The 25,172-nt window shown below is 43.2% G+C and carries 21 protein-coding genes; 7 read left to right on the top strand and 14 right to left on the bottom strand.

What is annotated here, in order from left to right; all coding sequences use genetic code 11:
• Positions 1–55 precede the first annotated feature (55 nt).
• Positions 56–1,627, top strand: a complete 1,572-nt coding sequence (ndhD1, locus tag AB0756_RS23130; protein WP_038072387.1) for a photosynthetic/respiratory NAD(P)H-quinone oxidoreductase subunit D1 — start codon at positions 56–58, stop codon at positions 1,625–1,627.
• 168 nt (positions 1,628–1,795) lie between these two features.
• On the opposite strand, the gene AB0756_RS23125 is transcribed toward ndhD1, so the two are convergent.
• From AB0756_RS23125 to AB0756_RS23090, 8 genes are all read right to left on the bottom strand, one after another.
• Complete coding sequence (locus AB0756_RS23125) at positions 1,796–3,391, bottom strand: mucoidy inhibitor MuiA family protein (RefSeq protein WP_038072402.1); 1,596 nt, start codon at positions 3,389–3,391, stop codon at positions 1,796–1,798.
• Positions 3,392–3,722: 331 nt separating this feature from the next.
• Positions 3,723–4,673: a LysR family transcriptional regulator gene (locus AB0756_RS23120; protein WP_038072385.1), complete on the bottom strand. Its 951-nt coding sequence runs from the start codon at positions 4,671–4,673 to the stop codon at positions 3,723–3,725.
• 314 nt (positions 4,674–4,987) lie between these two features.
• The gene (locus AB0756_RS23115) at positions 4,988–5,794 is read right to left on the bottom strand and encodes a BMC domain-containing protein (RefSeq protein ID WP_082051584.1); all 807 of its coding nucleotides are present in this window, start codon (positions 5,792–5,794) and stop codon (positions 4,988–4,990) included.
• Between the two features lie 123 nt (positions 5,795–5,917).
• Positions 5,918–6,508 carry an LbetaH domain-containing protein gene (locus tag AB0756_RS23110; protein ID WP_038072384.1) on the bottom strand — a complete coding sequence of 197 codons (591 nt, stop codon included), beginning with the start codon at positions 6,506–6,508 and terminating at the stop codon, positions 5,918–5,920.
• 131 nt (positions 6,509–6,639) lie between these two features.
• The gene (locus tag AB0756_RS23105) at positions 6,640–8,322 is read right to left on the bottom strand and encodes a ribulose bisphosphate carboxylase small subunit (protein WP_038072382.1); all 1,683 of its coding nucleotides are present in this window, start codon (positions 8,320–8,322) and stop codon (positions 6,640–6,642) included.
• Between the two features lie 193 nt (positions 8,323–8,515).
• Positions 8,516–8,818 (bottom strand): EutN/CcmL family microcompartment protein, encoded by a 303-nt coding sequence (locus AB0756_RS23100; protein WP_038072380.1) that lies wholly within the window; start codon positions 8,816–8,818, stop codon positions 8,516–8,518.
• A 6-nt stretch (positions 8,819–8,824) separates the two neighbouring features.
• The gene (locus tag AB0756_RS23095) at positions 8,825–9,172 is read right to left on the bottom strand and encodes a carbon dioxide-concentrating mechanism protein CcmK (protein WP_017747342.1); all 348 of its coding nucleotides are present in this window, start codon (positions 9,170–9,172) and stop codon (positions 8,825–8,827) included.
• Positions 9,173–9,460: 288 nt separating this feature from the next.
• The gene (locus tag AB0756_RS23090; protein ID WP_009457333.1) at positions 9,461–9,769 is read right to left on the bottom strand and encodes a carbon dioxide-concentrating mechanism protein CcmK; all 309 of its coding nucleotides are present in this window, start codon (positions 9,767–9,769) and stop codon (positions 9,461–9,463) included.
• A 625-nt stretch (positions 9,770–10,394) separates the two neighbouring features.
• Between AB0756_RS23090 and AB0756_RS23085 the strand changes: the two genes are divergently transcribed.
• From AB0756_RS23085 to AB0756_RS23075, 3 genes are all read left to right on the top strand, one after another.
• Positions 10,395–12,245: an NAD(P)H-quinone oxidoreductase subunit F gene (locus AB0756_RS23085; protein WP_038072375.1), complete on the top strand. Its 1,851-nt coding sequence runs from the start codon at positions 10,395–10,397 to the stop codon at positions 12,243–12,245.
• Positions 12,246–12,319: 74 nt separating this feature from the next.
• On the top strand, positions 12,320–13,807 hold the full coding sequence (locus AB0756_RS23080) for an NADH-quinone oxidoreductase subunit M (protein WP_038072371.1): 1,488 nt from the start codon (positions 12,320–12,322) through the stop codon (positions 13,805–13,807).
• Between the two features lie 111 nt (positions 13,808–13,918).
• Positions 13,919–15,091 carry a CO2 hydration protein gene (locus tag AB0756_RS23075; RefSeq protein WP_038072368.1) on the top strand — a complete coding sequence of 391 codons (1,173 nt, stop codon included), beginning with the start codon at positions 13,919–13,921 and terminating at the stop codon, positions 15,089–15,091.
• A 197-nt stretch (positions 15,092–15,288) separates the two neighbouring features.
• Here the strand turns inward: AB0756_RS23075 and map are convergent, their stop codons facing one another.
• The 5 genes from map to AB0756_RS23050 form a co-directional block, all read right to left on the bottom strand.
• Complete coding sequence (gene map / locus AB0756_RS23070; RefSeq protein ID WP_038072365.1) at positions 15,289–16,122, bottom strand: type I methionyl aminopeptidase; 834 nt, start codon at positions 16,120–16,122, stop codon at positions 15,289–15,291.
• Between the two features lie 95 nt (positions 16,123–16,217).
• Positions 16,218–16,664, bottom strand: coding sequence for a cupredoxin domain-containing protein (locus tag AB0756_RS23065; RefSeq protein WP_050045174.1), 447 nt, complete (start codon positions 16,662–16,664; stop codon positions 16,218–16,220).
• Positions 16,665–16,773: 109 nt separating this feature from the next.
• Positions 16,774–19,626 (bottom strand): M16 family metallopeptidase, encoded by a 2,853-nt coding sequence (locus tag AB0756_RS23060; protein WP_038072362.1) that lies wholly within the window; start codon positions 19,624–19,626, stop codon positions 16,774–16,776.
• 131 nt (positions 19,627–19,757) lie between these two features.
• Positions 19,758–20,201, bottom strand: a complete 444-nt coding sequence (locus AB0756_RS23055; protein WP_038072359.1) for a VOC family protein — start codon at positions 20,199–20,201, stop codon at positions 19,758–19,760.
• A gap of 84 nt (positions 20,202–20,285) precedes the next feature.
• Positions 20,286–20,795, bottom strand: a complete 510-nt coding sequence (locus AB0756_RS23050) for a TIGR02652 family protein (RefSeq protein WP_456320639.1) — start codon at positions 20,793–20,795, stop codon at positions 20,286–20,288.
• A 198-nt stretch (positions 20,796–20,993) separates the two neighbouring features.
• Between AB0756_RS23050 and AB0756_RS23045 the strand changes: the two genes are divergently transcribed.
• From AB0756_RS23045 to AB0756_RS23035, 3 genes are all read left to right on the top strand, one after another.
• A complete protein-coding gene (locus tag AB0756_RS23045; RefSeq protein ID WP_038072353.1) occupies positions 20,994–21,515 on the top strand; it encodes a gamma carbonic anhydrase family protein in 522 nt (173 codons plus the stop codon).
• Between the two features lie 185 nt (positions 21,516–21,700).
• The gene (locus AB0756_RS23040) at positions 21,701–21,826 is read left to right on the top strand and encodes a photosystem II protein Y (protein ID WP_017747352.1); all 126 of its coding nucleotides are present in this window, start codon (positions 21,701–21,703) and stop codon (positions 21,824–21,826) included.
• A gap of 662 nt (positions 21,827–22,488) precedes the next feature.
• Complete coding sequence (locus tag AB0756_RS23035; RefSeq protein ID WP_038072347.1) at positions 22,489–23,820, top strand: bifunctional folylpolyglutamate synthase/dihydrofolate synthase; 1,332 nt, start codon at positions 22,489–22,491, stop codon at positions 23,818–23,820.
• Positions 23,821–23,844: 24 nt separating this feature from the next.
• On the opposite strand, the gene AB0756_RS23030 is transcribed toward AB0756_RS23035, so the two are convergent.
• Complete coding sequence (locus AB0756_RS23030) at positions 23,845–25,137, bottom strand: ABC transporter substrate-binding protein (protein WP_038074040.1); 1,293 nt, start codon at positions 25,135–25,137, stop codon at positions 23,845–23,847.
• Positions 25,138–25,172 lie beyond the last annotated feature (35 nt).

Raw genomic sequence — 25,172 nt, 5'->3', positions numbered from 1 at the left:
GTAAATAGCTAGTAGTTGATAGCCGAACCTTATTGTTGCTGACTGACGACTTGTGATGAATACAGCAAATTTTCCATGGCTGACGACGATTATTCTTTTCCCGATAGCGGCGTCACTGCTAGTTCCCTTGATTCCTGATAAAGAAGGCAAAACAGTGCGCTGGTATGCCCTAATCGTAGGGTTGATAGATTTTGCATTGATTGTTTACGCTTTTTACAACGGATACGACTTCTCCAATCCAGACTTACAGTTATTTGAGAGTTACAGCTGGATTCCGCAACTCGGTTTGAATTGGTCGGTAGGGGCAGATGGTTTGTCTATGCCCCTTATTATTTTGACTGGATTCATTACCACACTGGCGATGCTAGCAGCATGGCCCGTGACGCTTAAGCCAAGGTTGTTTTACTTCTTGATGCTAGCGATGTACGGCGGACAGATTGCCGTATTCGCAGTACAGGATATACTCCTGTTTTTCTTGGTTTGGGAATTGGAATTGGTGCCAGTTTATATACTGCTTTCCATTTGGGGCGGTAAAAAACGGCAATATGCGGCAACCAAGTTTATTTTGTACACTGCAGGTGGTTCGCTGTTTATCTTGATTGCTGGTTTAACAATGGCATTTCACGGCGGTACTGTCACTTTTGACATGCAAGCGCTGGCTGCCAAAGATTATGCAATCAACCTGCAACTGTGGCTTTACGCTGCGTTTTTGATTGCTTATGCAGTCAAACTGCCAATTTTCCCTTTGCATACGTGGTTACCAGATGCTCACGGTGAAGCAACAGCCCCAGTACATATGTTGTTGGCTGGTGTTCTGTTGAAAATGGGCGGTTATGCTTTGATTCGCATGAATGCCCAAATGCTACCAGATGCCCATGTCATATTTGCTCCGGTGTTGGTGATTTTGGGTATTGTAAATATTATTTACGCTGCCCTCACATCATTTGCCCAACGCAATCTGAAACGGAAGATTGCCTACTCCTCAATTTCTCACATGGGCTTTGTGGCCATTGGTATTGCTTCCTTCACCGACTTGGGTTTGAATGGAGCCATGCTGCAAATGGTTTCTCACGGTTTGATTGGAGCGAGTTTGTTCTTCTTAGTGGGAGCCACTTACGATCGCACCCACACCCTCATGCTGGATGAAATGGGTGGTGTTGGGAAGAAAATGGGTAAGATGTTCGCCATGTGGACAACTTGTTCTTTGGCATCCCTAGCATTACCTGGAATGAGTGGTTTTGTCGCTGAGTTGATGATTTTTGTTGGGTTTTCCACCAGTGACGCCTATAACCCCACCTTTAAGGTTATTGTGGTGTTCTTGATGGCAGTAGGAGTTATTTTGACTCCGATTTATCTGCTGTCCATGCTGCGGGAAATTTTCTACGGCAAAGAGAACGAAGAATTAGTGGCTCATCAAAAACTGATCGATGCCGAACCCCGCGAAATCTTTATCATTGCCTGCTTGTTAGTACCAATTATCGGTATTGGATTGTATCCGAAGTTGCTAACTCAGGTCTACGATGCAAGCACCGTACAGCTAACAGCACGCTTGAGAGATTCCATACCCGCTTTGGCAGACGAAAAAGCGCCTGCGGTATCGTTTAATGCGCCTGCGATTGGAAATTAAATGTTCGATTTTCCATCAATTTGATGTTTAAGGCAGGGACAAAAACCTGCCTTTTTTTTGACTGCAAAATTTCTGGATTTGTAGGGCTGATGGGCGCGATCTAGCGATCGCTTACGTTAAGGCTCTCTGTTCTCAATTAGCTCTAGCTAAGGAGCTGTTAGCGAAATATCAAATATCTAAACCTTGGACTGATAATTCAGGTGGATGTTCTACAGTAAATTGGTAATATATCTCTTGCTTTGCTTCAGGTGCTAGAGTCAAAACCCATTCCAATATTCCCATCTCACCTAATTGAATTTGCGGATTGCTGCGAGTAAGGCGGGGTTTGATTTGCTCGTTACGGCTCACCGGTAGTTGTTCGGTAAGTTTTAACAATATTTCTTGATGCAATAAGTTAGTAATTATAATCCGATAACCGTAAGTAATCCTGCGATTGTTACCTATTAACTTTTTATCGACCTGACGCTCAACTAACTCACGTTCGATGTTTAAACTTTCATCAATACCTAAGTTCAGTTTGAACTCTTGATCGGGTGCAGTATTTTTTAATCGAGTTGTTCCTACAAAAGTATTGTCACGAAAAATATTTGCTTTGCCTGCTAGTAAAGTTGCTCCATTTGTGCTGTTGCTTGCGTTTGCTTGTAAATAGGCAAAACTTACCAAACGGGGTGTGGCTACATACTCAAATTGACAGGGATAATCATCGTTGAAAATTGTCGTTTTATGAGGTGCGCCGTCACTGGGAATGTGACCGCTATTATTTAATTTAAAATTAACTGCACTTCCTTGTCTGGAAATTTCTGCTACCGCGCTTTCGGCGTCAACAAAGTTTTCTTGCGATCGCTCGGTGTCGTTATGATTATTTTCTGGAGTAGGTGATGCCATAGCGGCTCCCGGTGTCAGTCGGTGCATGGCTCTTGGACGCAAGAGATTTTCAGGGGGACTAGATACATCTATAAACCAAGGTTCTGGTTTGGGTGGAAGCGTTCCCAGCCCTGGTTTTGCTGTAGAGAGGGTTAAATCCACACAATTCCAATCTTCTCCAGTACTTTGGCTGACTTCTGCTAAGTAATTGAGGTTGAGGAAACGGCTGTTGGTATTGACCGTTAAATCGTAAAGTGGAACCCAGGTTGCACGACGAACGATGTAGGACACTTCTAATTCAAAATCACCCGCACCTTCCGGTTCTACCGCTACGGTCAAGCAAAAATTTTCTTGAGCGTGAGAAGTTTGAATTTGTTGTACCTGTTGGCGGAGAATTTCTAACTGCTTGTCTAGTTCTTGCTGTTGAACCTTATAATCTCCTGTTGCAATGGCATACTCAGCATATTGACTGCCTAAAAAGTTCAAGAAATCCAAAGTTTCGCTAGAACTGAGGTTTTTTCGTGACAAGCTCTGTGCGAAAGGTTCCTCTGTTTTCTCTCGCAAACCTTCTAAAAATTTAGATTGCAAATCTAAAGCATGAATTTGAGCTTCTAAAAAGCGGTATTCTGCTTCCATCTGTTGGATTTGCCCCTTCAATTGTACAAGCCGAGTCGTTGCTGGTTCGGATGAAAAGACTCTTTCTACGCTCACTTGTGATAGGCGTACCGCCACCTTACCCCTACCGCTTACCCTGACCGATTCTGCATCTAAAGTATCGGGTAATTTGTTAACGATTAATTCCCGTTCAAGCCCTGTAAGCGTTACAACACCCCTTCGTGTTACTAGAGCTCGGTCAGTGTAAACTGTCACTGCAACAATTTCAGTTTCTACTGCTGTCATATTATTAAATCGCGCTAAAACGAAGTAAATCAGGGTCAATCGGAGTAAAACTGTATTCATAACCATCAGAGCGATGAATAAGCTTTAAGTGTTTTTGATTGACTCCGATGCGACGTCTCCGTAAGGAGATACCCGAAGGGACGAGCGTTTGTATAGCCACGATTACGAACATCGTTAGGCTAAAAGAGGTTAGAAAACCGGATTTGGTATTACATTCCATTTCAAATAGAAATTTGAAATTTAAGAAAGATTGTGAACGACGGTTATCTATCGCTCCCTTTGCACGGTGAAGGAGAGGATCGAAAAACCCGTCGAACTAGGTTACGAGATTTTAAACCTCTGCTTTCAGTTCGCCTTCATTGACCACAGCGTAACTAAAGTCAAGAGTTCGATCTGAAAATTGCTTTGCAGATTCTAGCAAATACTCAAAATAAGTACGAGCGACGATGGATAACTGTTTTCCTGTAGGGTAAACCATGTACCAATTCCGTAGAATGGGAAAATTTTCCACATCCAAAACAGTTAAATCTTTGTTCTCAATCAGGGTATGTCGGGAGAGAACGGAAATTCCCAAACCACCTGCGATCGCGTGTTTTATCGCCTCATTACTTCCCAATTCTAGTTTGACTTTTACTGTCACACCATGCTCATCAAATAACTTCTGTACGGCTCGCCGCGTACCCGAACCCGGTTCGCGCATAATAAAAGGTTCCTCAGCCAGACGTTGAATGGGAATATTCGTTTCACCTGCTAAAGGATGATTGATTGGTGCTAGAACAACGAGAGGATTACTTAAAAAAGGTTGATAACTGACATCCAAATGTTCGGGTACTTGGCTCATGATGTACAAGTCATCTTGATTCCCGACCATGCGTTCTAGAATGCCTTCATGATTTGTCACTTGCAGAGAAATATCAATCCCAGGATAGAGTTGACAAAACGGACCCAATAACCTTGGAATAAAATATTTTGCTGTAGTGATGACAGCCAGACGCAATTGTCCTCGCTTCAGCCCTTTTAAATCCGCCACTTTCATTTCAAATTGAGAGATTGTCTCAAAAATTTGCCGACAGGTGGCGAAGAGTTCCCGTCCTGCTTCCGTCAAATATAAACGCTTTCCTACTTGCTCAAATAATGGCAATCCCACCGATTTTGTAAGTTGTTTGATCTGCATGGAGACGGTGGGCTGGGTAAGAAATAGTTCTTCAGCAGCACGAGTGAAGCTCCCATGACGAGCTGCAGCCTCGAACACCTTCAACTGGTGCAGCGTTGCTTGGTTCAAGGGGTATTCTCCTCTAATAACAACAATAGATATAAATCTAGTATCACTGAATACTTATGATTAATACAGCATTCTTATAGTAAAAGTTATGAGTGATATGTATAGATAAAAATTTATCCCTGTTATTAGAAGATCGGTATTTTCTTATAGATAAGAACAGCTATTATCAAAGTTAGTCACAAACATTAAGACCCCTTCCAACCAAGGCAGCACACCTTGATGGTAGTCAACTCAGTTATGAGTTTTGTCATTTATCATTTGTCATTCGTAAAATCAAAGGATTCATGACAAACTCTTAACTTTTTTGTTTCCAATTACTCCTCTATAACTTTCACGGGTAACTCCAAAAGTTCTGCTTCTCCTACTTGTTCTAAATCTGGTAACTCCAAAAGTTCTGCTTCTCCTACTTGTTCTAAATTTGGTAATTCCAAAAGTTCTGCTTCTCCTACTTGTTCCTTGAAACTGATTGGCAAATTCAAAGGCTGACGTTCCTCTACCCAACAACTCGCCACTGGTAGGGTTTCCTCCAACTCATCTAGTGGTCTGGGAATAACCATGACTGCATTTAATTCCCCAATACGTTCTGCTTCATACATCCCAACTTCTACTGCTACGGCTACATTCGCAACAGACCCTCGAATAATAGCGGTACACAAACCCGCACCAATTTTTTCATAGGCTGCTAATTGTACATCAGCCGCTTTGAGCATTGCATCCGCAGCCCCCACCATTGCTGGAAAACCCCGCGTTTCTACCAAACCTATGGCTAGGTTGCTCAAGCGACTGTAGCTATCTCCTTGTGAAAGTACGCTAAAGCGTTTGGAAATAGGTAGTATCACTTCCAAATTAGGGAAGGGTCGAGGAATCACCAGGCTAGAAACTTGCTGGTGCATTTGTTCGCCAACTTGAACCCCAGTCTCTACCGCCAAACGTACATCAGCGATCGCACCTCTAACAATAGCAGTACAATAACCGCCGCCTATTTTTTCATATCCTACTAGGTGAACCCCAGCAGATTTCAGCATATTATCTGCTATGCCCACTATTGCCGGAAAACTTTCAGTAGAAACTAGTCCTAAGGCAGTATCTTTGAAGTCATTTTGACGGTATGATGCCTGCATTTTCTTTGTCAATCTTTGATTATATGGGTCTTTGTGAATAGTCTATTGTGAGTTGTGCTTTCATTGCTTGCACACAACAACTAGAACTTCTTCAGCGTGACCGTCATGTACTACTAGGGTAGCTCAAGGATTTTTTTTGTGGGGGAACAATGTAATCATCAGCTGTTGTATATTTTGTTGCCCGTAAATAAAAGTACCAGTACCCGTTGATGAATTGGTAGAAGTTTCTTCTGTAGTGGTAGGGGCAGGGGAATCAGGATTGGCTGGCGGTTGCTCTAACTCCGTACTACTAGAACTTGAAGGACTTGCAGACAGTTGTGGCTCTTCTGTATCACCAATCAGTTCGGCTCCTAAAGTCATGCGGCGGCTGCTATCTCCAATAACTGACCCAGGCGCAACAACTTGTCCGGAGTCAACAGAACAATTGAAAACAGTTGTTGCTGCTCCTATACAGGCATTTGCTCCTATTTTCCCTTGTCCAACCATTAGGAAACCAGCCCCAAGGTTTGCGCCTGCTCCCACCTCCAGGATTCCTTCATGAACTTGGAGAATAGACCCCATGCCAATACAGACCCCCGAACCAATAATAATTTTGCTGTTTGGAGCCGCTTGAAGTATCACACCAGGTGCAATAACAGCACTTGGATGAATAATCACCTCGCCACCAATATAAGAATCAAAGCTATCCCTCAGGCGCAGTGGTGGCACTGACATGGTAACTGTAACCTCTAAAATTTTGCTTCGAGGGGGAGTGGAGAAGAGTGAGAGATTGGGGGAAGATGAAGTAGAATTTCCTCCCTTATCTACCTTGTCCCCCTTGTCCCGCTATCTCCTCGTCCCCCAAACTACGGACGTTGAATAATCACCTCTGCCACACGACGCTTGCCTTTGGGGTCAATACCAACCAAGCGCACGTATTCTCCTGGATACTCTGCAAGGAAAGCTTCCAATGCTGCTGCTGCTTGTGATGCGGAGTTAGCCTCAATTTGTCCGCAGCTAGACCAAGAACCAATGCGGAATCGACGTTGATCTACGTGTTCGGCACTAATTTTGTACCCACTAGCAATGAGATGTCGCAGCTGGTCGAGAGCTTCAGAACTTAAACGAGTACTGGTTGCTGATGAGGTTGGTGTGGAGTAACTTGAGGAGGAGGAGTAGCTTGAGGAAGATGCACTAGAGCCTGAACTCGAGGAGCTAATTGAAGAAACTGGATCGCCCGGTCTTTGAATGATGGTTTCTAGCACCCGACGCTTGGCTTTGGGGTCAATCCCAATCAGCCGCACGTATTCACCTTGGTGACTGCTCATGCATTCTTCTAACGCAGCAACTACCTCTGTTGTACTTGTTGCACTTACGGGGGTACAGCTTTGCCAAGAACCCGTGCGGAAGCGCCGCTCATCTACGTGTTCCATGCCAATTTTATAACCTTGGTTTAATAACTGGCTGATTTGCTGTGTAATGTCACCGTTGATTTTGTTGCTACTACTAGTGCTCGTACCGTTGCTGTTACCGTTACCGTTGTAGCTGCTATTGCTTGTTGATGTAGGGGCTTTAAAAGTAGAAGATGTGCTTGCTACTCCATCGGGACGCTGTATTATCGTTTCTAACACGCGCCGTCTGCCATTGGGGTCAATCCCAAACAGGCGTACATATTCTCCCGAGTGATCGCTCAGACAACCTTCCAAAAGTGCGATCGCATCCCTCACCGATCTCGCTTCTATAGGTTGACAACTTTGCCAAGAGCCTGTACGGAAACGTCTTTGATCCACATGCTCCGTGCCAATTTTGTACCCTTGCTCCAACAGGTAGCGTACCTGTTCTACTGTTTCAGCACCCAAGCTACTGCTCGCCACGTCATTACTCCTTTCTAAACCGTTAACACCGTTGCTTGTATAAGATTTATCTAACTCGTCTCTAACTCTTCTAATACACTTACTATCTGCGGCACAAAGATAGCCAGACCGTAAAGCCTGATTAATACCTACAACATGATGGGCAAAATGCTTATCTTGGTCTTGCACATCAGGCAAGCGGTCTGCTTGTTGCTGAGTAGTAATAATTGCTCCAGAAGGTACGTATTTGCCAGGAGGAATTTCCACATCTTGGATCAAAGCGTGCATCATGACAATGCAACCAGCCCCTACCCGAGCGTTAAAGACTGTTGAGCGAAAGCCGATAAAGCAGCTGTCTCCAACATAGGCGGGTCCGTGAATGAGAGCCATATGAGTAATAGACGCATTGCTACCAATCCATACTGAATACTCATTCTGGTCGTCACCAATGACCCGTCCTTGTTCCAATCCATGAACAACAACACCATCCTGCAGGTTAGTATTCTCACCTATATAAAAAGGTGTACCCTCATCTGCCCGAACAGAAGTGCTTGGTGCAACAATCACATTAGCACCGACACGTACATCTCCAATAATGTTAGAAAATGGGTGTACAAAGGCACTTTCATGGATTTTTGGTTCAGATAAACTTCTCGACCACGGGGTAGGGGGTGCCGCCGTGCTGGTAACTGCCATTGCGCTTATTCCTCCTCTAATTGTGTTAATCGCTAATTGCTAATTGTTAGTTGCTAATTGATAATCGCTAATTGTTAAGCGCTAATTGTTCCATCAGCCATTAGCCATTAGCCATTAGCCCTTCCTTGTTCGCCAGTCGCCAGGGCGCGGGAAACCCGCCTGCAGCGCTGGACTCACTATTAGCCATTAGCAACTACCTATACTGATCTTTTTTGCTGTAAATCAGCCGCTCTTCTACGTGGACTGTATCAATGATTGCCACGACGGCTGCATCTACAGGACGTTGCTCATTTCCTAGAATTTGACGGGCAGCACTGCCACGACAAACCAGTACCCACTCATCTACTCCAGCACCCACACTATCAGCTGCTACCTCGTATTCTTGCTGAATACGCCCTTCTTCATCTACTAATTGCAACAGCAGTAGTTTGACACCCCTCAGACTTGGATCTTTTTGCGTGCTCACTACTGTGCCGCGAACTTTTGCAATTTGCATTACGCGTTATGGTCTTCTACCACCAAAGGGACGAATCGCATTAACATTTTCGCGGAATTGCTCTACATCTTCGGTGTATCGAATAGGTAGAACATACTCCAAGTTTTCGTGAGGACGAGCAATGATGTGTGTAGACAAAACTTGTCCGCCATTGACTCGCTTTACGGATTCCACTCCAGCAGAAACAGAAGCTTGTACTTCCGAAACATCCCCCCGAACAATAACTGTTACACGACCACTTCCAATTTTCTCATAGCCTACCAAGGTTACACGAGCTGCTTTGACCATTGCGTCTGCTGCTTCTACAACCGCCGGAAAGCCCAGCGTTTCAACCATTCCTACTGCAATTGACATGAATTTTGTTCCTCTATGCTTAAAAAATGAACACAAAACTTATCGACAAGAAATCATCGCCGATAAAATTTTAGATTTTGGATTGAAGGTTCTAAATTTCAGACCTAACGTCTATGCTGTTGACCAACTTGCTCCTGAGCTTAGCCCCGCATTTCACCAACCCAGCTTCTTTGAGTTTAGTCTACAAGATATCAGTCTTTGGATTACCCCAAGACCGCACTGCTCTAGACAACGCAGTAACTCCAAAATCTCAAATCCCCCAATCCAAAATTTACTCATCCAAAATTCCTAAGTTCGGAATTGCTCCACTGCTTCGGTGTAGCGGATGGGCAAGACGTATTCTAGGTTTTCATGGGGACGGGCAATAATGTGAGTGGATACAACCTCACCGCCATTGACTCTTCTGGCTGCTTCAACTCCCGCAGCAACTGAAGCTTGTACTTCAGATACATCTCCGCGAACGATTACAGTAACCCGAGCACTGCCGATTTTTTCATACCCTACTAAAGTGACGCGAGCGGCTTTCACCATCGCATCTGCGGCTTCCACTACTGCTGGAAACCCCTTTGTTTCAATCATCCCAACTGCAATTGGCATCGCAGAACTCCTGAATAAGTTAGTGCAATATGTACTGAAGAACCGAAAATTTAGACGGGGATGCTGATCTTGACACTGAAAAGCATATCCAAATCAAGCATAGAAAAGCTTTGCACCCCTGGCAATATAAATTACCATAATAGTTTGTAATAAAAAAGTTTTAAAAAACTTAACATAAATTAAGGGGTGGATTTTGCTCAACTGAACTTCACAGATTCCTAGAGCAGCCACTTCTGCTTTATAATTTTTTTATGACATTGGCTAAAACAAGTTCATACAAGCGGAAATTCCATCCCAAGAGGAATGACAAAAAACTCAACGAGTTCTTCTACTGTCCTTCCTCGCTTTTTGCTAGCCATGTAAAAACGTATGAAGAAAATATATAAGTTTTACTTATCTACCTTATAAACCGGGTTTTTGTCATTAGCAATTCCAATTTTGCTAACGAAGGTGAGAACGGGTAGAAAACTTATGTTTTTTTAGGGGCTTTACTCTTTTTTTGTATCTTAGAGGTAGAAAATGAGAAAGTTGTATTAGAAGAATCCATTTAGAATTGTCCGAGATGGTCGGGGATTAAAGCAATTTTATCAAAGCATAAAAACATTGTTTTCTCAGGAATCTTTAGATGAACCAGTCTCTGTTTTCAACCAGTTGGTGGATACCTTTTTATGGGTTAATAGGTGCGCTTTTAACCTTACCGTGGGCAATGGGGCTTGTTAAACGTACAGGACCCAGACCTGCCGCTTATTTTAACCTGTTGACAACTGTTGTAGCTTTTGTTCACAGCCTGCTGGTCTTTATAGATATTTGGAATAGGGAACCAGAAAATTTTGTCATTACCTGGTTTAAGGCTGTAGATTTTGACTTGTCCTTTGCTTTGGAGATTTCTCCTGTTAGCGTTGGCGCAACAGTTATGATCGGTGGCTTGAGCTTGCTGGCTCAAATTTATGCCCTAGGTTATATGGAGAAAGACTGGGCATTAGCGCGTTTCTTTGCCTTAATGGGATTTTTTGAAGCAGCACTGAATGGGTTAGCTATCAGCGATTCCTTATTTCTCAGTTATGCCCTCTTAGAAATGCTGACTCTTTCCACCTACTTGTTGGTTGGTTTCTGGTACGCACAACCTTTGGTAGTCACAGCTGCGCGAGATGCATTTTTTACTAAGAGAGTGGGAGACTTACTGCTACTGATGGGAGTTGTAACACTTTCCACCATAGCAGGAAGCTTAAATTTCTCAGATTTGTATGAATGGGCGCAAACGGCTGAGTTAAGCCCCCTCGCATCAACTTTATTGGGTTTGGCATTAATAGCCGGACCTGCTGGTAAATGCGCTCAGTTCCCCCTACATCTGTGGTTGGATGAAGCCATGGAAGGTCCCAACCCAGCTTCGGTGATGCGGAACTCAATGGTGGTCGCTGGTGGAGCTTACATACTGTACAAACTACAGCCTCTGCTGGCACTATCTCCAGTTGCTCTAAACGCTTTAATTATTATGGGTACGGTGACAGCGGTGGGTGCATCGTTGGTATCTATTGCCCAAATTGACATTAAGCGAGCGCTATCCCATTCCACAAGTGCATACATGGGGTTGGCATTTTTAGCAGTCGGGATGGAACAAGGGGGTGTCGCCCTGATGTTGCTATTTACTCATGCCATTGCCAAAGCACTGCTATTTATGAGTTCAGGGTCAGTTATATTTACTACCAGTACGCAAGACCTGACAGAAATGGGTGGCTTGTGGTCGAGGATGCCAGCAACCACCACTGCCTTTGTTGTTGGTTCAGCAGGTATGGTAACGCTGCTACCGTTGGGAAGCTTTTGGGCAATGTTAGGTTGGGCTGATGGTTTAGCTTTGGTTAGCCCCTGGGTGATTGGAATTTTAGTACTGGTTAATGGTTTAACAGCATTAAATTTAACAAGAGTCTTTCGGTTAGTCTTTTGGGGGGAAGCGCAACCAAAAACCCGTCGTGCTCCAGAAGTTGGTTGGCCAATGGCATTTCCAATGGTGGCACTAACCACAGTCACTTTGTTAGTTCCTCTCATGCTACAGCAATGGTACTTACTACCAGATTGGCAAAGCATAAATTGGTACATAGTAGCTATCTTATTGTCTTCTAGCTTAGTAGGAGTGACTATCGGGTCGAGTATTTACCTGCACAAAGCTTGGTCAAGATCTAGAGTTTTGGGATGGAGATTTGTACAAGACTTACTGGGTTATGACTTTTACATTGACAGAATTTATCGAGTCACAGTCGTAAGTGCAGTCGCGTTGCTGTCTAGATTTTCTGCTTGGAGCGATCGCTATTTAGTTGATGGTTTCATCAACTTAGTAGGATTTGCGACGATATTTAGCGGGCAATCTTTAAAGTATAGTGTATCGGGTCGTTCGCAAGGTTATTTGTTGACCATTGTCATTGGTGTCAGTATTTTTGGTTTTCTCATTAGCTGGTCATTAGGTTTGTTAAAAATTGGTTAGTTGTTAGTTGTTAGTTAATGATTCTTAACGACTAATTAAAAACCACCAACCACTAACCACCAACCACTAACATTATGCTCAGTACTCTCATTTTGTTGCCATTGCTAGGTGCGGCATTAATCAGTTTTTTACCTTTTGGGATGACTCCAAAAGCCAGTAAGAGGTTGGCTTTGGTTATTGCCAGTGTAAGTTTCATTTGGACGTTGGTACTGGCTAGTTTGTTTAACCTCTCCGAGGTTAATCAACAATTCACCGAGTTTTTGCCTTGGATAGAGAGTCTCGGTTTAAACTATCGTCTGGGAATAGATGGTTTGTCATTACCATTGCTGCTTCTCAACGGGTTGCTAACAGGTATTGCCATCTACAGTAGCGATCCAGAAATTAGTCGTCCTCGCTTTTACTACTCCTTACTCCTACTTTTAAATACAGGAGTGAGTGGCGCTTTTATTGCACAGGATTTACTGCTGTTTTTCCTGTTTTATGAAATAGAACTCATTCCCCTATACCTACTTATAGCTATTTGGGGTGGAGAAAAACGAGGCTACGCAGCTACTAAATTTCTTATATACACGGCTGTTTCTGGAATCGTCATTTTAGCGAGTTTTCTCGGTATCGTTTGGCTGAGCGGTTCTTCTAGCTTTGCATTAGATGCCATAAATACCCAATCTTTAACGTTGGAAACTCAAGTTCTTTTGCTGTTAGGAATCTTAATTGGTTTTGGCATCAAAATTCCCTTAGTTCCCTTACACACTTGGTTACCCGATGCTCACGTTGAAGCTTCCACACCTGTTTCAGTCCTATTAGCAGGGGTACTGCTGAAACTGGGAACTTATGGTTTGCTGAGATTTGGAATGAACTTATTGCCAGAGGCTTGGCATTATTTAGCCCCCGCATTGGCAACTTGGGCGGTCTTGAGCGTACTTTACGGATCATCTTGTGCGATCGCCCAAAAAGATATGAAGAAGATGGTGGCATATAGTTCCATAGGGCACATGGGCTACGTGCTTCTAGCAGCAGCAGCAGCAACACCGCTCAGTATTTTAGGAACTATGTTGCAAATGATCAGCCACGGGCTGATTTCTGCGCTTTTGTTCTTACTTGTGGGAATTGTCTATAAAAAAGCTGGTAGCCGTGACTTAGATACTCTCCGAGGGCTGCTCAATCCCGAACGAGGAATGCCAGTGATTGGGAGTTTGATGGTTTTAGGAGTCATGGCAAGTTCTGGTATACCTGGTATGGTTGGGTTTATTTCAGAATTCATCATCTTCCGCAGTAGTTTTGCTGTTTTCCCAATCCAAACCCTTATATCCATGATTGGTACTGGCTTAACAGCTGTTTACTTCTTGCTGCTTACAAACCGTGCTTTTTTTGGACGCTTATCCCCACAGGTTTCAAATTTACCTCGGGTTTCTTGGGCAGAACGAGCGCCTGCAGTTGTATTAGCAGTACTGATTGTGATTTATGGTATCCAACCCAATTGGTTAGCACGTTGGAGTGAACCGACAATCGCAGCAATGATAGCTGCACCGAGTCCTGTTGCCACAGTATCTGCTAAGGACTAGAGACTCGGGATAGGGGACAAGGGAGACAAGAGAGACTTTTACTCTTGCGCTACCCCCCTATCCTTCTCTACCCCCTATCCAAATCCCTCCATTTCTAGGAGTTAATCAAACATGGTAAGCATGAAAAACAAACCTAGTAAGAATTACCCATTATTTGAGTATATTGAACGGTTGGAAGCAGGAGGTGCATTGCTTCCAGATAATCCTGAAAATTTACTGGAAGTTGTTGGTATTCTGAAAAGTTACGGTGTCGTTTTAGATGCCTACTCTAAGAATCTTATTTACATTGCCGAAAATCAATTTTTGGTATTTTTTCCGTTTTTTAAATACTTTAATAATGAATTCTCTGTTAATAAATTACTAAAACATTGGTGGCACGATCGCATTAATTTTGAATATGCTGAATATTGCATGAAAGCAATGCTTTGGCATGGTGGTGGTGGGCTAGATGAATATTTAGATACAGAAGAATTTCAAGACAGAGCGCGAGCTGTTATTAGAGCAAAATTTAAAAACAATCCCTTAATGTTGGGGATAAACGAATTATTTCCCGATTTCCTAATTGAACAAATGCGTGTTTTTTCTTACTACAGCGCATTGGGTCAATTCTGGCGTGTCATGGCTGATATCTTCCTCTCTTTATCTGACCTTTATGACGAAGGAAAAATCAAATCTATTCCTGAAGTTGTAGACCATATCAAAGCGGGGTTGGTGGCAGATGCTAAAAGACCAATTACTTACTCAGTCAAAATTCGAGATAAGATTTACGATGTTATACCTGCTTCTATTGGTTTGACATTCCTAGCAGATACAGCCATACCTTATGTAGAAGCTGTCTTTTTCCGAGGTACACCCTTCCTCGGTACAGTTTCATATAATGCCCAAGCTTATCAAATTTCACCCGATCAAGCTCGCTTTCAGTATGGCGCGTTATATGCAGATCCTTTGCCAATCGGAGGTGCAGGTATTCCTCCTACCTTGCTAATGCAGGATATGCGTCACTATCTCCCAGAGTATTTGCACGAAGTTTATCGTGGCAGTCGCAGGGGGGAAGATGATTTGCGGGTACAAATATGTATGAGTTTCCAGAAGTCCATGTTCTGCGTAACGACCGCAGCCATTTTAGGGCTTATGCCTTATCCTGTGGATACTACAGATCCAGATGAGCAGCAAACCAATCGCGTGTATTTGCAACAGTGGCTCGATCGGCTCAAGACTTCACGATTGCTTGAAGTTAATGAAGAAGCCAATTTTTGTCCGGTAGCCCTACCTCAAAAGGTGTGATGAAAGCAGAAGTAGGATAGGCAGTATACTACCCAGCCCTGTTAAGGTGGAGCGAAACTTCAGGAAATAAGAGCTTTCTCACCTCGTACCTCTGCGTCCTCTGCATCTCATTAGTTTTAAACCTTGTTCCGGTGGCTCCACCACCGGAACGAGAAGACAGCAAAGACGTTACCTTCTGCTCTCTGCCTTTCTTCCAGTTAAAGCTTTGTACGGTCTGTCAAAATTTCGTAGCCCGTCTCCGTTACCAATACGGTGTGCTCGAATTGAGCCGATAGAGAATTATCAACTGTGACAGCGGTCCAACGGTCTGATAAGATGCGCGTAAACTTAGACCCAGCATTCAAAATTGGCTCAATTGCCAGTGTCATTCCAGCACGTAGTTTGACGTTTGGCATATCGCGAGTGCGGAAATTAAATACGGAAGGTTCTTCGTGTAAATTACGACCAACACCGTGTCCGGTAAAATCTTCTACTACACAAAAGTTATTAGCTTTGACGTGATCTTCTATCGCGCCCGCAATATCCATGAGGTAGTTTCCTGCTTTGACTTGTTCAATGCCTTTATAAAGAGCTTCTTCAGCAACACGAATCAAGCGTGCAGCTTCTGGAGTGACTTCACCAACAGCAATTGTAATGCAAGAATCGCCATGAAAACCTTGATAATAAGCACCGGTATCGACTTTTAAGACATCTCCAGCACGAATAACTTTTTTTGCACTGGGTATACCGTGTACAACTTCATTATTAATACTGGAACAAATGGAACCTTTAAAACCGTGGTAACCTTTGAAACTAGGCGTTGCACCCATTTCCCGGATGCGCTTTTCAGCATGAGCATCTAAGTCGGCTGTGGTCATCCCTGGTTGGACCAACTCGGAAATTTCTTTCAGCACGGTTGCCACTATTTTTGCGGATTGCCGCATAATTTCTATTTCACGCGGGGATTTGAGTTCAATTCCGCGACGCTGTCTTTTTTCTGTTTGACGGTTGCTTTGAGCTGGTTGAGAGAGCAGGTGACTGAGAATGTTCATGAGAATTGTTTTTTGCGCCTAGTGCCAACGTGTCAATGATTCTTCTATCTATTGAGAAACATTACTTATATTTCTAGGTTAGCTTATTGTAGATGTTACCGTTCAGCAGATATGATAATTTCGCCTGTCATTCCTGCTTCCGTATGTCCCGTTATCGGACAGCGCAAACTATATGTTCCGAGCTTTAGCGGTACAAAAAACCATTCTGCTTCTGCTTTTGGTTTCAGTTCGAGTTCGTGAATAGCTCCTTTTATTTCTACGTTACCTGCTTCCACTTTTTGCGTCCATATACTATCGGCGAAATCCTTAGCTGTAAAATAGTGTTTTTGGGTACTGGGATTTATCAGTCGAAGTTTGTAACGTTTTCCCGCTTCAAATTCTAGGTGGTTTGGTTCAAATTGCAATTCATTAGTAGAAGTACCCAGGCTAATTGTAGTTTCTATGACTGGTTGCTTTAGTATATTTTGAAAATCTGCTGCCTCTACTGAAGCAGTCGTTGCTATAAGAAGGCATAGAAGTGCGATCGCTAGAATAACTCTCATAATTTTGTAATTTTTTTTATAGATATTATGAGTGATTAGTCCCTCATTTCCAGGCTGAGCCTGAGAACGAGGGACCAAAAACCGAGCTCGCGAGCATCGGTGGCTCTCACTAATTACTGTGGGGTCCTGCTGTGACTACAATAATTTTATCTGGGTAGAGTAACTCACGAGCGGCTTGATTCACTTCTTCGATGGACACTGCTTGAATTTTTGCCGTGAAAGAGCGCAATTCTTCTTTATCTAACCCGTAGACCTCGTTCATCAAAATTCTATTGACTAATTCCTCTGGATTTGCTAAAGAAACCGTGTAATTGCCGATCAAATTTCGTTTAGCTGTCTCTATTTCCTCAGCCGTAACACCTTGTTGGTGGATTTGTTGCAACAGTTCGCGGGTTCTAGCAATGGCTTGACGGGTATCTTCCGGGCTAGTTTGCATTTCAATTAAAAATGTTCCAGAATTTTTCCCTGCTAAAAAGTTGCTGTAAATTCCGTAGGTTAAACCTTGGCGATCGCGCACTTCTGACCCCAATCGGCTCGATAAGGTATCGCCTCCTAAAATTTGATTTAACACCAACGCTGCGTAGAATCGGGGATCTTTACGGTTAATCCCTTGATTACCCATATAAGTAATGGCTTGAGCTTTACCGGGAAGAATGGGGTTAATGCTCACCACTTTTTCCGGTAGAGATACCTTTGGATATGTTAATTCTGGTGGTTGACCGATGGTATTCCAATTCCCCAATTCTTGTGCAATCAGCGCTTCTACTTCAGTGACTGAAAAATTCCCTAAGAGTGCGAGAACTGTTGTATCCGGGCGGTAGTGTTTTTCCTTAAATTCAACAACATCTTGACGTTTCAGGAGCCGCAGACTTTTTTCTGTAGGAAATTTGTGTAATGGGTGTTTTTCCGGATAAAGAGATTGAACAAATGTTCTTTCTGCAACCTCAGAAGGGTCATCTAACTCTTGCTTTAAGGCAATGAGTGCTTGTTTGCGGCTGAGTTCTAACTCTTTGACTGGAAATGTTGCATTTTTAACAGTATCTGCTAATGTTTGTACTAAAACTGGCAAATCTGATGCTAGAGCGCTCCCCTCAACCCGCACACCTTCACGGAATGTTTCAAAATCCAAACTCGCTCCTCTATCGTCTAAAACTTTAGCGAGGGTTAAAGCATCTTTTGTTTTGGTTCCATTCATTAAGTTTTCTGCTACGAGAGATGCAAGCCCTGCTTTATTGTGAGGATCGAATTCTTTACCTGCTTTAATGTAACCACTGAGAGTGACTGTAGGTGAACTGGGGTCGGCAAAAAGTAATACTCGCAGACCATTTGGTAATGTGAATTGTTCTGGCAATACCTCAGAGACGGCTGTCTGGGCGATTTCTTCGGGGGAATCAACAGGTGGTAAATATTTTGTGACTTCTTCCTTCGTTGCTGATGATTCTGATGAGAAATTTTCCGCTACAAGATTGGAGTTTTGCGAGCTGCTTTTGTCTTTTCTTTTTCCTTTGGCTTGAGTTGGTTCAAAAAATCCCACTACACAGACTTTTGGTTGGAGGTATTTTGTTGCAACACGCCGTACATCTGCTGTTGTCACCTGGCGCACGGCTGCTAAATAGCGCTCCGTGTATTTATAATCACCAGCCGTTGTCTCATCATTACCGAGTTGCATTCCTTGACTGGTAATATCTCGGTTACCCAGAATCAGAGATGCTTCTAACTGTGCTTTGGCTCGATTGACTTCTTCTGATGTAACTCCTTTGTTCATCAGTTCGGCGATCGCACCTTTTAGCAAAGAATCAATTTTTTTCAGGTCTTGATTTGGAGAAGCTGTCACTGATAATTCATACCAGCCTCCTGCTAGCAAACTCACAACCGATGCTGAAACATCATTCGCCCAACCCGATTCCACCAGTGTTTGATAGAGGCGTGCATTTCGTCCATCAGTCAAAATATAGTCCATCACATCGAGAGCAGGAACATCAGGATGATTGACATCCGGTAAGGGATAGACTGCGTGTAGTAGTGCGGCTGCTCCCGGTTCTTGAAGAATGATGGGATTGGGGGATTGGGGGCGTTTGGGTTGTGAAGTTTGGGGAAAGTTGCTAGGAGGGTTTCCCTCTGCAGCCAACTTTCCAAGACCGATTTTGGATTGGGAACTGCTAGGTATTTTCCCAAATATTTCTTTAACTAAATTTAAAGTTGGTTCGGTTTGGAAATCACCAACAATGACTAATACAGCATTATCGGGGCTGTAAAAGTTTTGATAGTATTTCTTCACCTGTTTTGTTTGAAACTTTTGCACGTCATCTTTAGTACCACCTACAGGTAAACCATAGGGATGGTTGGGAAACAAAGCCTGCATAACAGCACGGCTCAATCTGTATTCTGGTTCGTTTTCGTACCCTTGAAGTTCGGAAATAACAACCCGCTTTTCGCTAGCTAGTTGCGGGTTATCAATAACAGAATTTTGCATTCTGTCTGCTTCTAGTACTAATAAAGCTTTGAGTTTATCGCGTTCTGCTGTGTTGTAATACGCCGTTTGGTCGTGGCTTGTGAAAGCATTGGAGTCACTACCTAAAGCGCTAAATAATCTGCCAAATTGAATGGGACGATTTTTTGTCCCCCTAAAGAGCATGTGCTCCAACTGGTGAGCAATGCCATTCAAGCCGGATTCTTCGTTCCGCGAGCCCACTTTGTACCAAACTTGTACGGTCACAACTGGGTTAGAGTGGACTTCTTTTGTTAAAACAGTCAGTCCATTTTGCAGCAACGTCTTTTGGACATTTTCTGTCACTGACGAAGATAATGTTTCTCTAGAAATGCTTTGGGGTGTACTTACCAATGTATTTTCTTGTGTCAGTTGGCTGAAAGCTGTATCATTACCAAGGAAAAGCACTGTAATTAAAACACTCAATAGTAAAACGTGAAAACGATATCGATAGAATTTCGGCAACACACTCATATATTCTATTAATATATCTGTAACTTGGGTTACAGATTTGTAGACTATATTCTAATCTCTCTCTCAATGTTATTGCTTTAACAAAATGGTAGAGAGTTAAATATTCTACTTGCAAAAAATAGGAAGTACAACTAGGTGAGTGTGGTTAAAACACGAATAAATTCTAAAGGTAAACCATCTGTATCCGCAATAAAAGTTACTTCATAAATATGATTTCCAATTTGTTGTTGTGTTGGTTCTAACAAAACTTTCAGTGGTTGTAACATTTCGGAGTTACTTTGCGCCCCGTTAGTAAAACGTTCTTTTAAATCTGTTAGCCAACTTGGCAAATCTGGTGTAATATCTGTTACGTCAAAAGATAGGTGATAATACCCGACATAATGCTCATCTTCAAAAGCATCGGGAGCTGGTTTGGGTTGGGGTATTTGGATCAGTTCGATTCTCCCTCCTAGCCCTTCCATCCAGCAAGCTAGGGTATAACCCGTGGTGAAGCGTTCGCAAACTGTAAAGCCGAGTTGTTCGTAGAAGGCGATCGCTCTATAAATATTTGCGGTACGAATAGAGGCGTGGTGCATTATGAGTTATTGGTAGCGATCGGTGGTTAGTTGTTAGTTGTTAGCAGTAAAAACCACTATCGACTCACAACTAACCACCAACCATTATTCAAACAATCGGAAATAAGGATAGCGGACTGGGACACCGGGTTCTTTTTCCAAGTCAAAATTAATGACTTCCCAACAGGGTTCTTCAGACGCTTCGGGGCTAAACTCTACAGGTAAACCGTAAAGTCGAGCTGATGTTGTTTCCGATTGTCCGGAACGCCAAGGGGTGCTACGTTCTAAGTAGCCACTCATCAATTCTTGATAGCGTCTAGCAATGATGACCCTTGTTGCTCGGTAGCCTTGGGTATACAGCTTGTCTAGTGCTTCATGAATTTCAAACCGAATGCCATCGGGATGTGTATGTTGGCGATACCATTCACCATTCCACCTGCGCCAATGACGCCCTGATTGTAAATGGATTAACTCTCCATTTTTAGGATTTGCTTCAAAAGCGCCATGCCGGGGGCATAAATATGTATCTGTTAGTGTCAAAGCCGGGATTGTTTGACGGCAGTGGGGACACTGAATTTCGGGACCAAATATAGGGTACTGCAAGCCTGGGTTCATCATGAAGTGCTCAAAAACATATATTTGTCTTTACCTATAGAGTTGTTTTTTTTTACACTTCCGCTCCACCTCATTTGGGTATTGATTGAGTGCTACCTTTTATATTAGGTTCTACACCGTGATATTCTAAAATTTTGCAACCTACTTTAAGGTTGGAGTTCCTTCAGATTACCTGAGTACCCTACTTAATATTCTATCGTGTCTATCGCATCCTACTGGTCTAACCCCGATCTTTCTCAAGCAGCTTTTGTCGCTGCCAATGCAGTGGTTATAGGTTCGGTCACAGTAGGAGTGGATGCGAGCATTTGGTATGGAGCAGTTATTAGAGGAGATGTAGAACGCATAGAAATTGGCGAATGTACCAACATTCAGGATGGGGCGGTGTTGCATGGCGATCCCGGTCAGCCAACTATTTTAGAAGATCGTGTCACCGTAGGGCATCGGGCTGTGGTACACTCCGCCTACATTGAACGTGGCAGTTTGATTGGCATTGGCGCGATCGTTTTAGATGGAGTGCGTGTAGGTACAGGTAGCATTATTGGAGCAGGTGCTGTCGTTACAAAGGATGTACCTCCTTTGTCTCTTGTTTTAGGTGTTCCTGGTAAAGTTATACGTCAAATTTCCGAAGCCGAAGCAGCAAACCTTATCGAACACGCTGAGCGTTACAAAAAGTTAGCTTTAGTTCATGCGGGGAAGGCGACAGGGGGCTGGGGAGATTAGAAGGACGAGGGGGACAAGGGAGAAACGGACGTCATGGGGGAGACTAACTACTGCCCGGTACATGACCTTAATGAAAATTGTAAATATTTTTTACACAATATTTGAGAAAAGTTGACCACTTCAGATAAAAATAAAAATGAGAGCAGTTGATAAAACTTTAATTTCTACTTAAAAGAGGATTAGATATGGATCTTGATTTACGTGTGGTCATCGTTTTAGCTCCGATCGTAGTTGCAGCGAGCTGGGCTGTGTTCAACATTGGTGCGGCTGCTTTGAGACAATTGCAAAACTTTTTAAACAAGGAAGCTTAAGGTAGATAGGTTTATTAATTTACCGTGAGTTTGATGAAGTCAAAATAGACCTCGCCCCAAACCCCTTTCCTCGTAAGATACTGTTGGCGAATGGTGGGTACAATCCCCCTAGAACAGCTGTACCTCGTAGGAGAGAGGTTTCAAACCCCGATTAAAACGTTGCTCTTCCCTGTTAGAAGCGGGGGTAAGTGTGGGGGCTGTTGAACTTGCGTTATTTAGACAGCGTTGCTCGGTTGCTCGATCCGGTGGCTACTCCTGGAAATGCCTTTACAAGAGGCTGAGCTTTCTGCGTTTGGTAAAGTACTTTGGGTGGGCAATGCTTACCTAGCCCTGTTAAGGTGACTCATAAAATTTTGATTCAGGCGGGGTATTCCTCATTTTTCCTCCTCTGCGCTCTCAGCGCCTCTGCGGTTCAAAAGAAATTTATTTAACCGCCGAGACGCAGAGTACGCAGAGGTAAGAGGTGAGAGAGCTATTGATTTCCTGAAGTTTTTATTCACCCTGATATGGTTAGCAATGCTCACCCAACCACGCCTACTACTACATCCACCTTAAAATGTTGGGTTGAGACAGCAAGGGGGCAGGAGAGAAAGAAAAAAGACTATAGGAACAAGTGCGTGTGAAAATGGTGCAAGCAACCACTCCAAACGAAACCAACTCTTGTGGATATTGACTCTCTCTTAAAACCCTTTCATCACTTTGGAGTCCGTCTCGGATTGGATTCCGTTTTTAAACTGCTGGCAAATTTGGGCAATCCCCACCATCAAGTGCCAATTGTTCACGTAACCGGTACGAATGGGAAAGGTTCTGTTTGTGCTTACCTTTCTTCTATTCTGACTGAAGCAGGTTATCGCACGGGGCGTTTCATCTCACCCCATTTGGTAGATTGGACGGAACGTATTTGCTTAAACGAACAACCAATTTCTTCAGAAGAATTTTGCCAGTTGTTAGTTGAAGTGATAAGAGCGATCGACCCAGAAGAGCAATCTCCAACTCAGTTTGAAGTCATCACTGCAGCAGCTTGGTTGTATTTCGCACGGCAAAAGGTGGATTTAGCCGTGATAGAGGTAGGACTCGGAGGTCGTTTGGATGCAACTAACGTCTGCTCGCATCCTCTTGTAACTATTATTACTTCCATCAGTCGCGACCACTGGCAAAAACTCGGCCCCAATCTCACCGATATTGCTCGCGAAAAAGCTGGTATTTTTAAACCTGGATGCCCTGCCGTTATCGGGATTTTACCACCAGATGCAGAAGAAGTAGTGCGATCGCGTGCTTTAGAATTAGAATGTCCTATCGTTATACCTCAGCCTGCGCGTCAAGTTACCCCCGGATGGGCTGAGTGGGAGATGGGAAAATTAATTAAATACCCGTTAGTTTTGCAAGGGCAAATTCAGTTACAAAATTCTGCTGTAGCATTAGCCGCTATAGAAATTTTGCAAAAACAAGGTTGGAAAATTTCAGAGGAAGCCATTATCAACGGAATGGCAAAAACTCATTGGTTGGGAAGGCTGCAATGGACGACGTGGAAAAACCATCAATTATTGTTAGACGGTGCTCATAACGTTGGTGGTGCTCAAGCTTTGCGCGATTATATTGACAAATTGGAAACAGGGGAACTCAAGCTCCCTACCGAGTGGGAATTAGGAGCACGAGAGACAACTGAGGATTTGGGAATTCCCAAATCCAAAATTCAAGTTGATTGGATTGTGGGAATGCTAGCAAAAAAAGACCATAGGGACATTTTCAAAATTTTATTGCGACCCGGCGATCGCTTGTTTCTCGTTCCAGTACCAGAAGCGATTACAGCCCGTCCTCATGAATTAGCTAAGATTGCTTGGGAAGTTTGCCCCGAGTTGAGCGATTGCAATACTTATCCAGATTTATCTTTAGCCTTAGAGGAAACTTTTGCGTCATCAAAAGGTAATTTGGTGATTTTGTGTGGTTCGCTGTATCTTATTGGGTATTTTTTAAAATTTGCTAATGGCTATTAGCCATTAGCCATTAGCCATTAGCCATTAGCCATTCCACTCACTTGCTGCATCCTCAACAGCTTTATCGACTGTTTTCTCGCCTAGCATTGCTGCTTGTAAGTTTTCGTAGATAGTCTTTTGCAAGCGTTTTATATCTTTTAATCTTGGCGTTAAAACTTCTGCTTGTTGCAACTCTTGGGCGCTAATGACTCTTGCTTTATCTAAAGTTGAGGCATTGGCTGGTAAATCTTTGAAGTAACTGTCAGAGAGAGATTGAACTGTAGAAGGAAGAACTCCTGCTGCTTTGGCAAAGGCAAGTTGGTTGTTGTCGTTGGTGAGATATAGGGCAAATTTAACGGCGGCGTCGGGTTGTTTGCTGTCTCGGGGTATGACTACGTTCATAACGGCAACATTTTTCTTGCCGTTTTCACCCGTGACTTGGGGTGCGGTTGCAGAAACTTTGGCTATGGTAGGTGCGTTTTTCCCCACTGTTTCTAAAAACTCCCCACCAGAAAAGAGTAATGCGGTTTCTCCTGCTTGATATAAATCTATGGCGTGGCGGTGTCCTTGTGTTAGCACTTCTCTGGGTAGTAGACCTTTTTTGTATAAATCTACCCAGTATTGGAACGCTGCTTTTCCTTGTGGGGTGTTAAAAGCTGCTTTGCCTTCAGCATCTACTAAGGTGACTCCCATTTGTACGAAGGATTCTAAGACTTCCCCGGAGTCTTGAGGCACGAATGTTGTGAAAAAGGCGTATTTACCAGTTTTTTCTTTAACTTGTTGTGCTACTTGTGCTAATTCAGTGTACGTAACAGGTGTTTTAGTAATACCTGCCTGTTTTAATAAATCAGTGTTATAAATGGTTAACCGCGTGGTGAGGTACCAGGGAATACCAAAACTCTTGCCATTAAGGGTACTGGCTTTCCAAATGTTTGGTAAGTAGGCGGCGCGAACTGAAGAAGGAACTTTTGCTTCTAAATCTAACCAGGCATTCCGTCCTGCTAGTTGAGAAGCAAAGTCTGGATTTAGGTTAACAACATCAGGTGGCGTTTTTGCAGAGACAGCTGTTAAAATCTTGTTTTCCATTGCAGTCCAAGGAACATCAACCCAGGTAACTTTTATACCGGGATTTTGTGACTCAAAGGTTGCTATGAGGCTTTTGAAGTAGTCGGTGAATTGAGGTTGGAGTTGCATTGTCCAAAACTCAACATTTGCTGCTGATGATGCCTGTTTTGGATTTGTGCTGATATTTGCTGTGCTGCAACTCACAATCCAGCTAGTTAATAAACCGAATAGTAACCAAATAGTAAATTTTTTGAATTGTGGAATTTGAATCATTTGAGTTGTACTTTTTTAACTTATCGGGGTGAGAT

Source organism: Tolypothrix campylonemoides VB511288_2 (assembly GCF_045999855.1).
Classification (GTDB): Bacteria; Cyanobacteriota; Cyanobacteriia; order Cyanobacteriales; family Nostocaceae; genus Scytonema; species Scytonema bouteillei_A.
The sequence above is the reverse complement of the archived record's forward strand: the minus strand, read 5'-3'. Positions and strand labels throughout refer to the sequence as shown.

Coding starts and splice junctions, on each gene's coding strand:
- ndhD1 (WP_038072387.1), top strand. CDS start 56: ATGAATACAGCAAATTTTCCATGGCTGACGACGATTATTCTTTTCCCG.
- AB0756_RS23055 (WP_038072359.1), bottom strand. CDS start 20,201: ATGCACCACGCCTCTATTCGTACCGCAAATATTTATAGAGCGATCGCC.
- AB0756_RS23075 (WP_038072368.1), top strand. CDS start 13,919: ATGGTAAGCATGAAAAACAAACCTAGTAAGAATTACCCATTATTTGAG.
- AB0756_RS23105 (WP_038072382.1), bottom strand. CDS start 8,322: ATGGCAGTTACCAGCACGGCGGCACCCCCTACCCCGTGGTCGAGAAGT.
- map (WP_038072365.1), bottom strand. CDS start 16,122: ATGAACATTCTCAGTCACCTGCTCTCTCAACCAGCTCAAAGCAACCGT.
- AB0756_RS23085 (WP_038072375.1), top strand. CDS start 10,395: ATGAACCAGTCTCTGTTTTCAACCAGTTGGTGGATACCTTTTTATGGG.
- AB0756_RS23095 (WP_017747342.1), bottom strand. CDS start 9,172: ATGTCAATTGCAGTAGGAATGGTTGAAACGCTGGGCTTTCCGGCGGTT.
- AB0756_RS23065 (WP_050045174.1), bottom strand. CDS start 16,664: ATGAGAGTTATTCTAGCGATCGCACTTCTATGCCTTCTTATAGCAACG.
- AB0756_RS23080 (WP_038072371.1), top strand. CDS start 12,320: ATGCTCAGTACTCTCATTTTGTTGCCATTGCTAGGTGCGGCATTAATC.
- AB0756_RS23060 (WP_038072362.1), bottom strand. CDS start 19,626: ATGAGTGTGTTGCCGAAATTCTATCGATATCGTTTTCACGTTTTACTA.
- AB0756_RS23050 (WP_456320639.1), bottom strand. CDS start 20,795: ATGAACCCAGGCTTGCAGTACCCTATATTTGGTCCCGAAATTCAGTGT.
- AB0756_RS23110 (WP_038072384.1), bottom strand. CDS start 6,508: ATGTCAGTGCCACCACTGCGCCTGAGGGATAGCTTTGATTCTTATATT.
- AB0756_RS23115 (WP_082051584.1), bottom strand. CDS start 5,794: ATGCAGGCATCATACCGTCAAAATGACTTCAAAGATACTGCCTTAGGA.
- AB0756_RS23030 (WP_038074040.1), bottom strand. CDS start 25,137: ATGATTCAAATTCCACAATTCAAAAAATTTACTATTTGGTTACTATTC.
- AB0756_RS23040 (WP_017747352.1), top strand. CDS start 21,701: ATGGATCTTGATTTACGTGTGGTCATCGTTTTAGCTCCGATCGTAGTT.
- AB0756_RS23125 (WP_038072402.1), bottom strand. CDS start 3,391: ATGACAGCAGTAGAAACTGAAATTGTTGCAGTGACAGTTTACACTGAC.
- AB0756_RS23090 (WP_009457333.1), bottom strand. CDS start 9,769: ATGCCAATTGCAGTTGGGATGATTGAAACAAAGGGGTTTCCAGCAGTA.
- AB0756_RS23100 (WP_038072380.1), bottom strand. CDS start 8,818: ATGCAAATTGCAAAAGTTCGCGGCACAGTAGTGAGCACGCAAAAAGAT.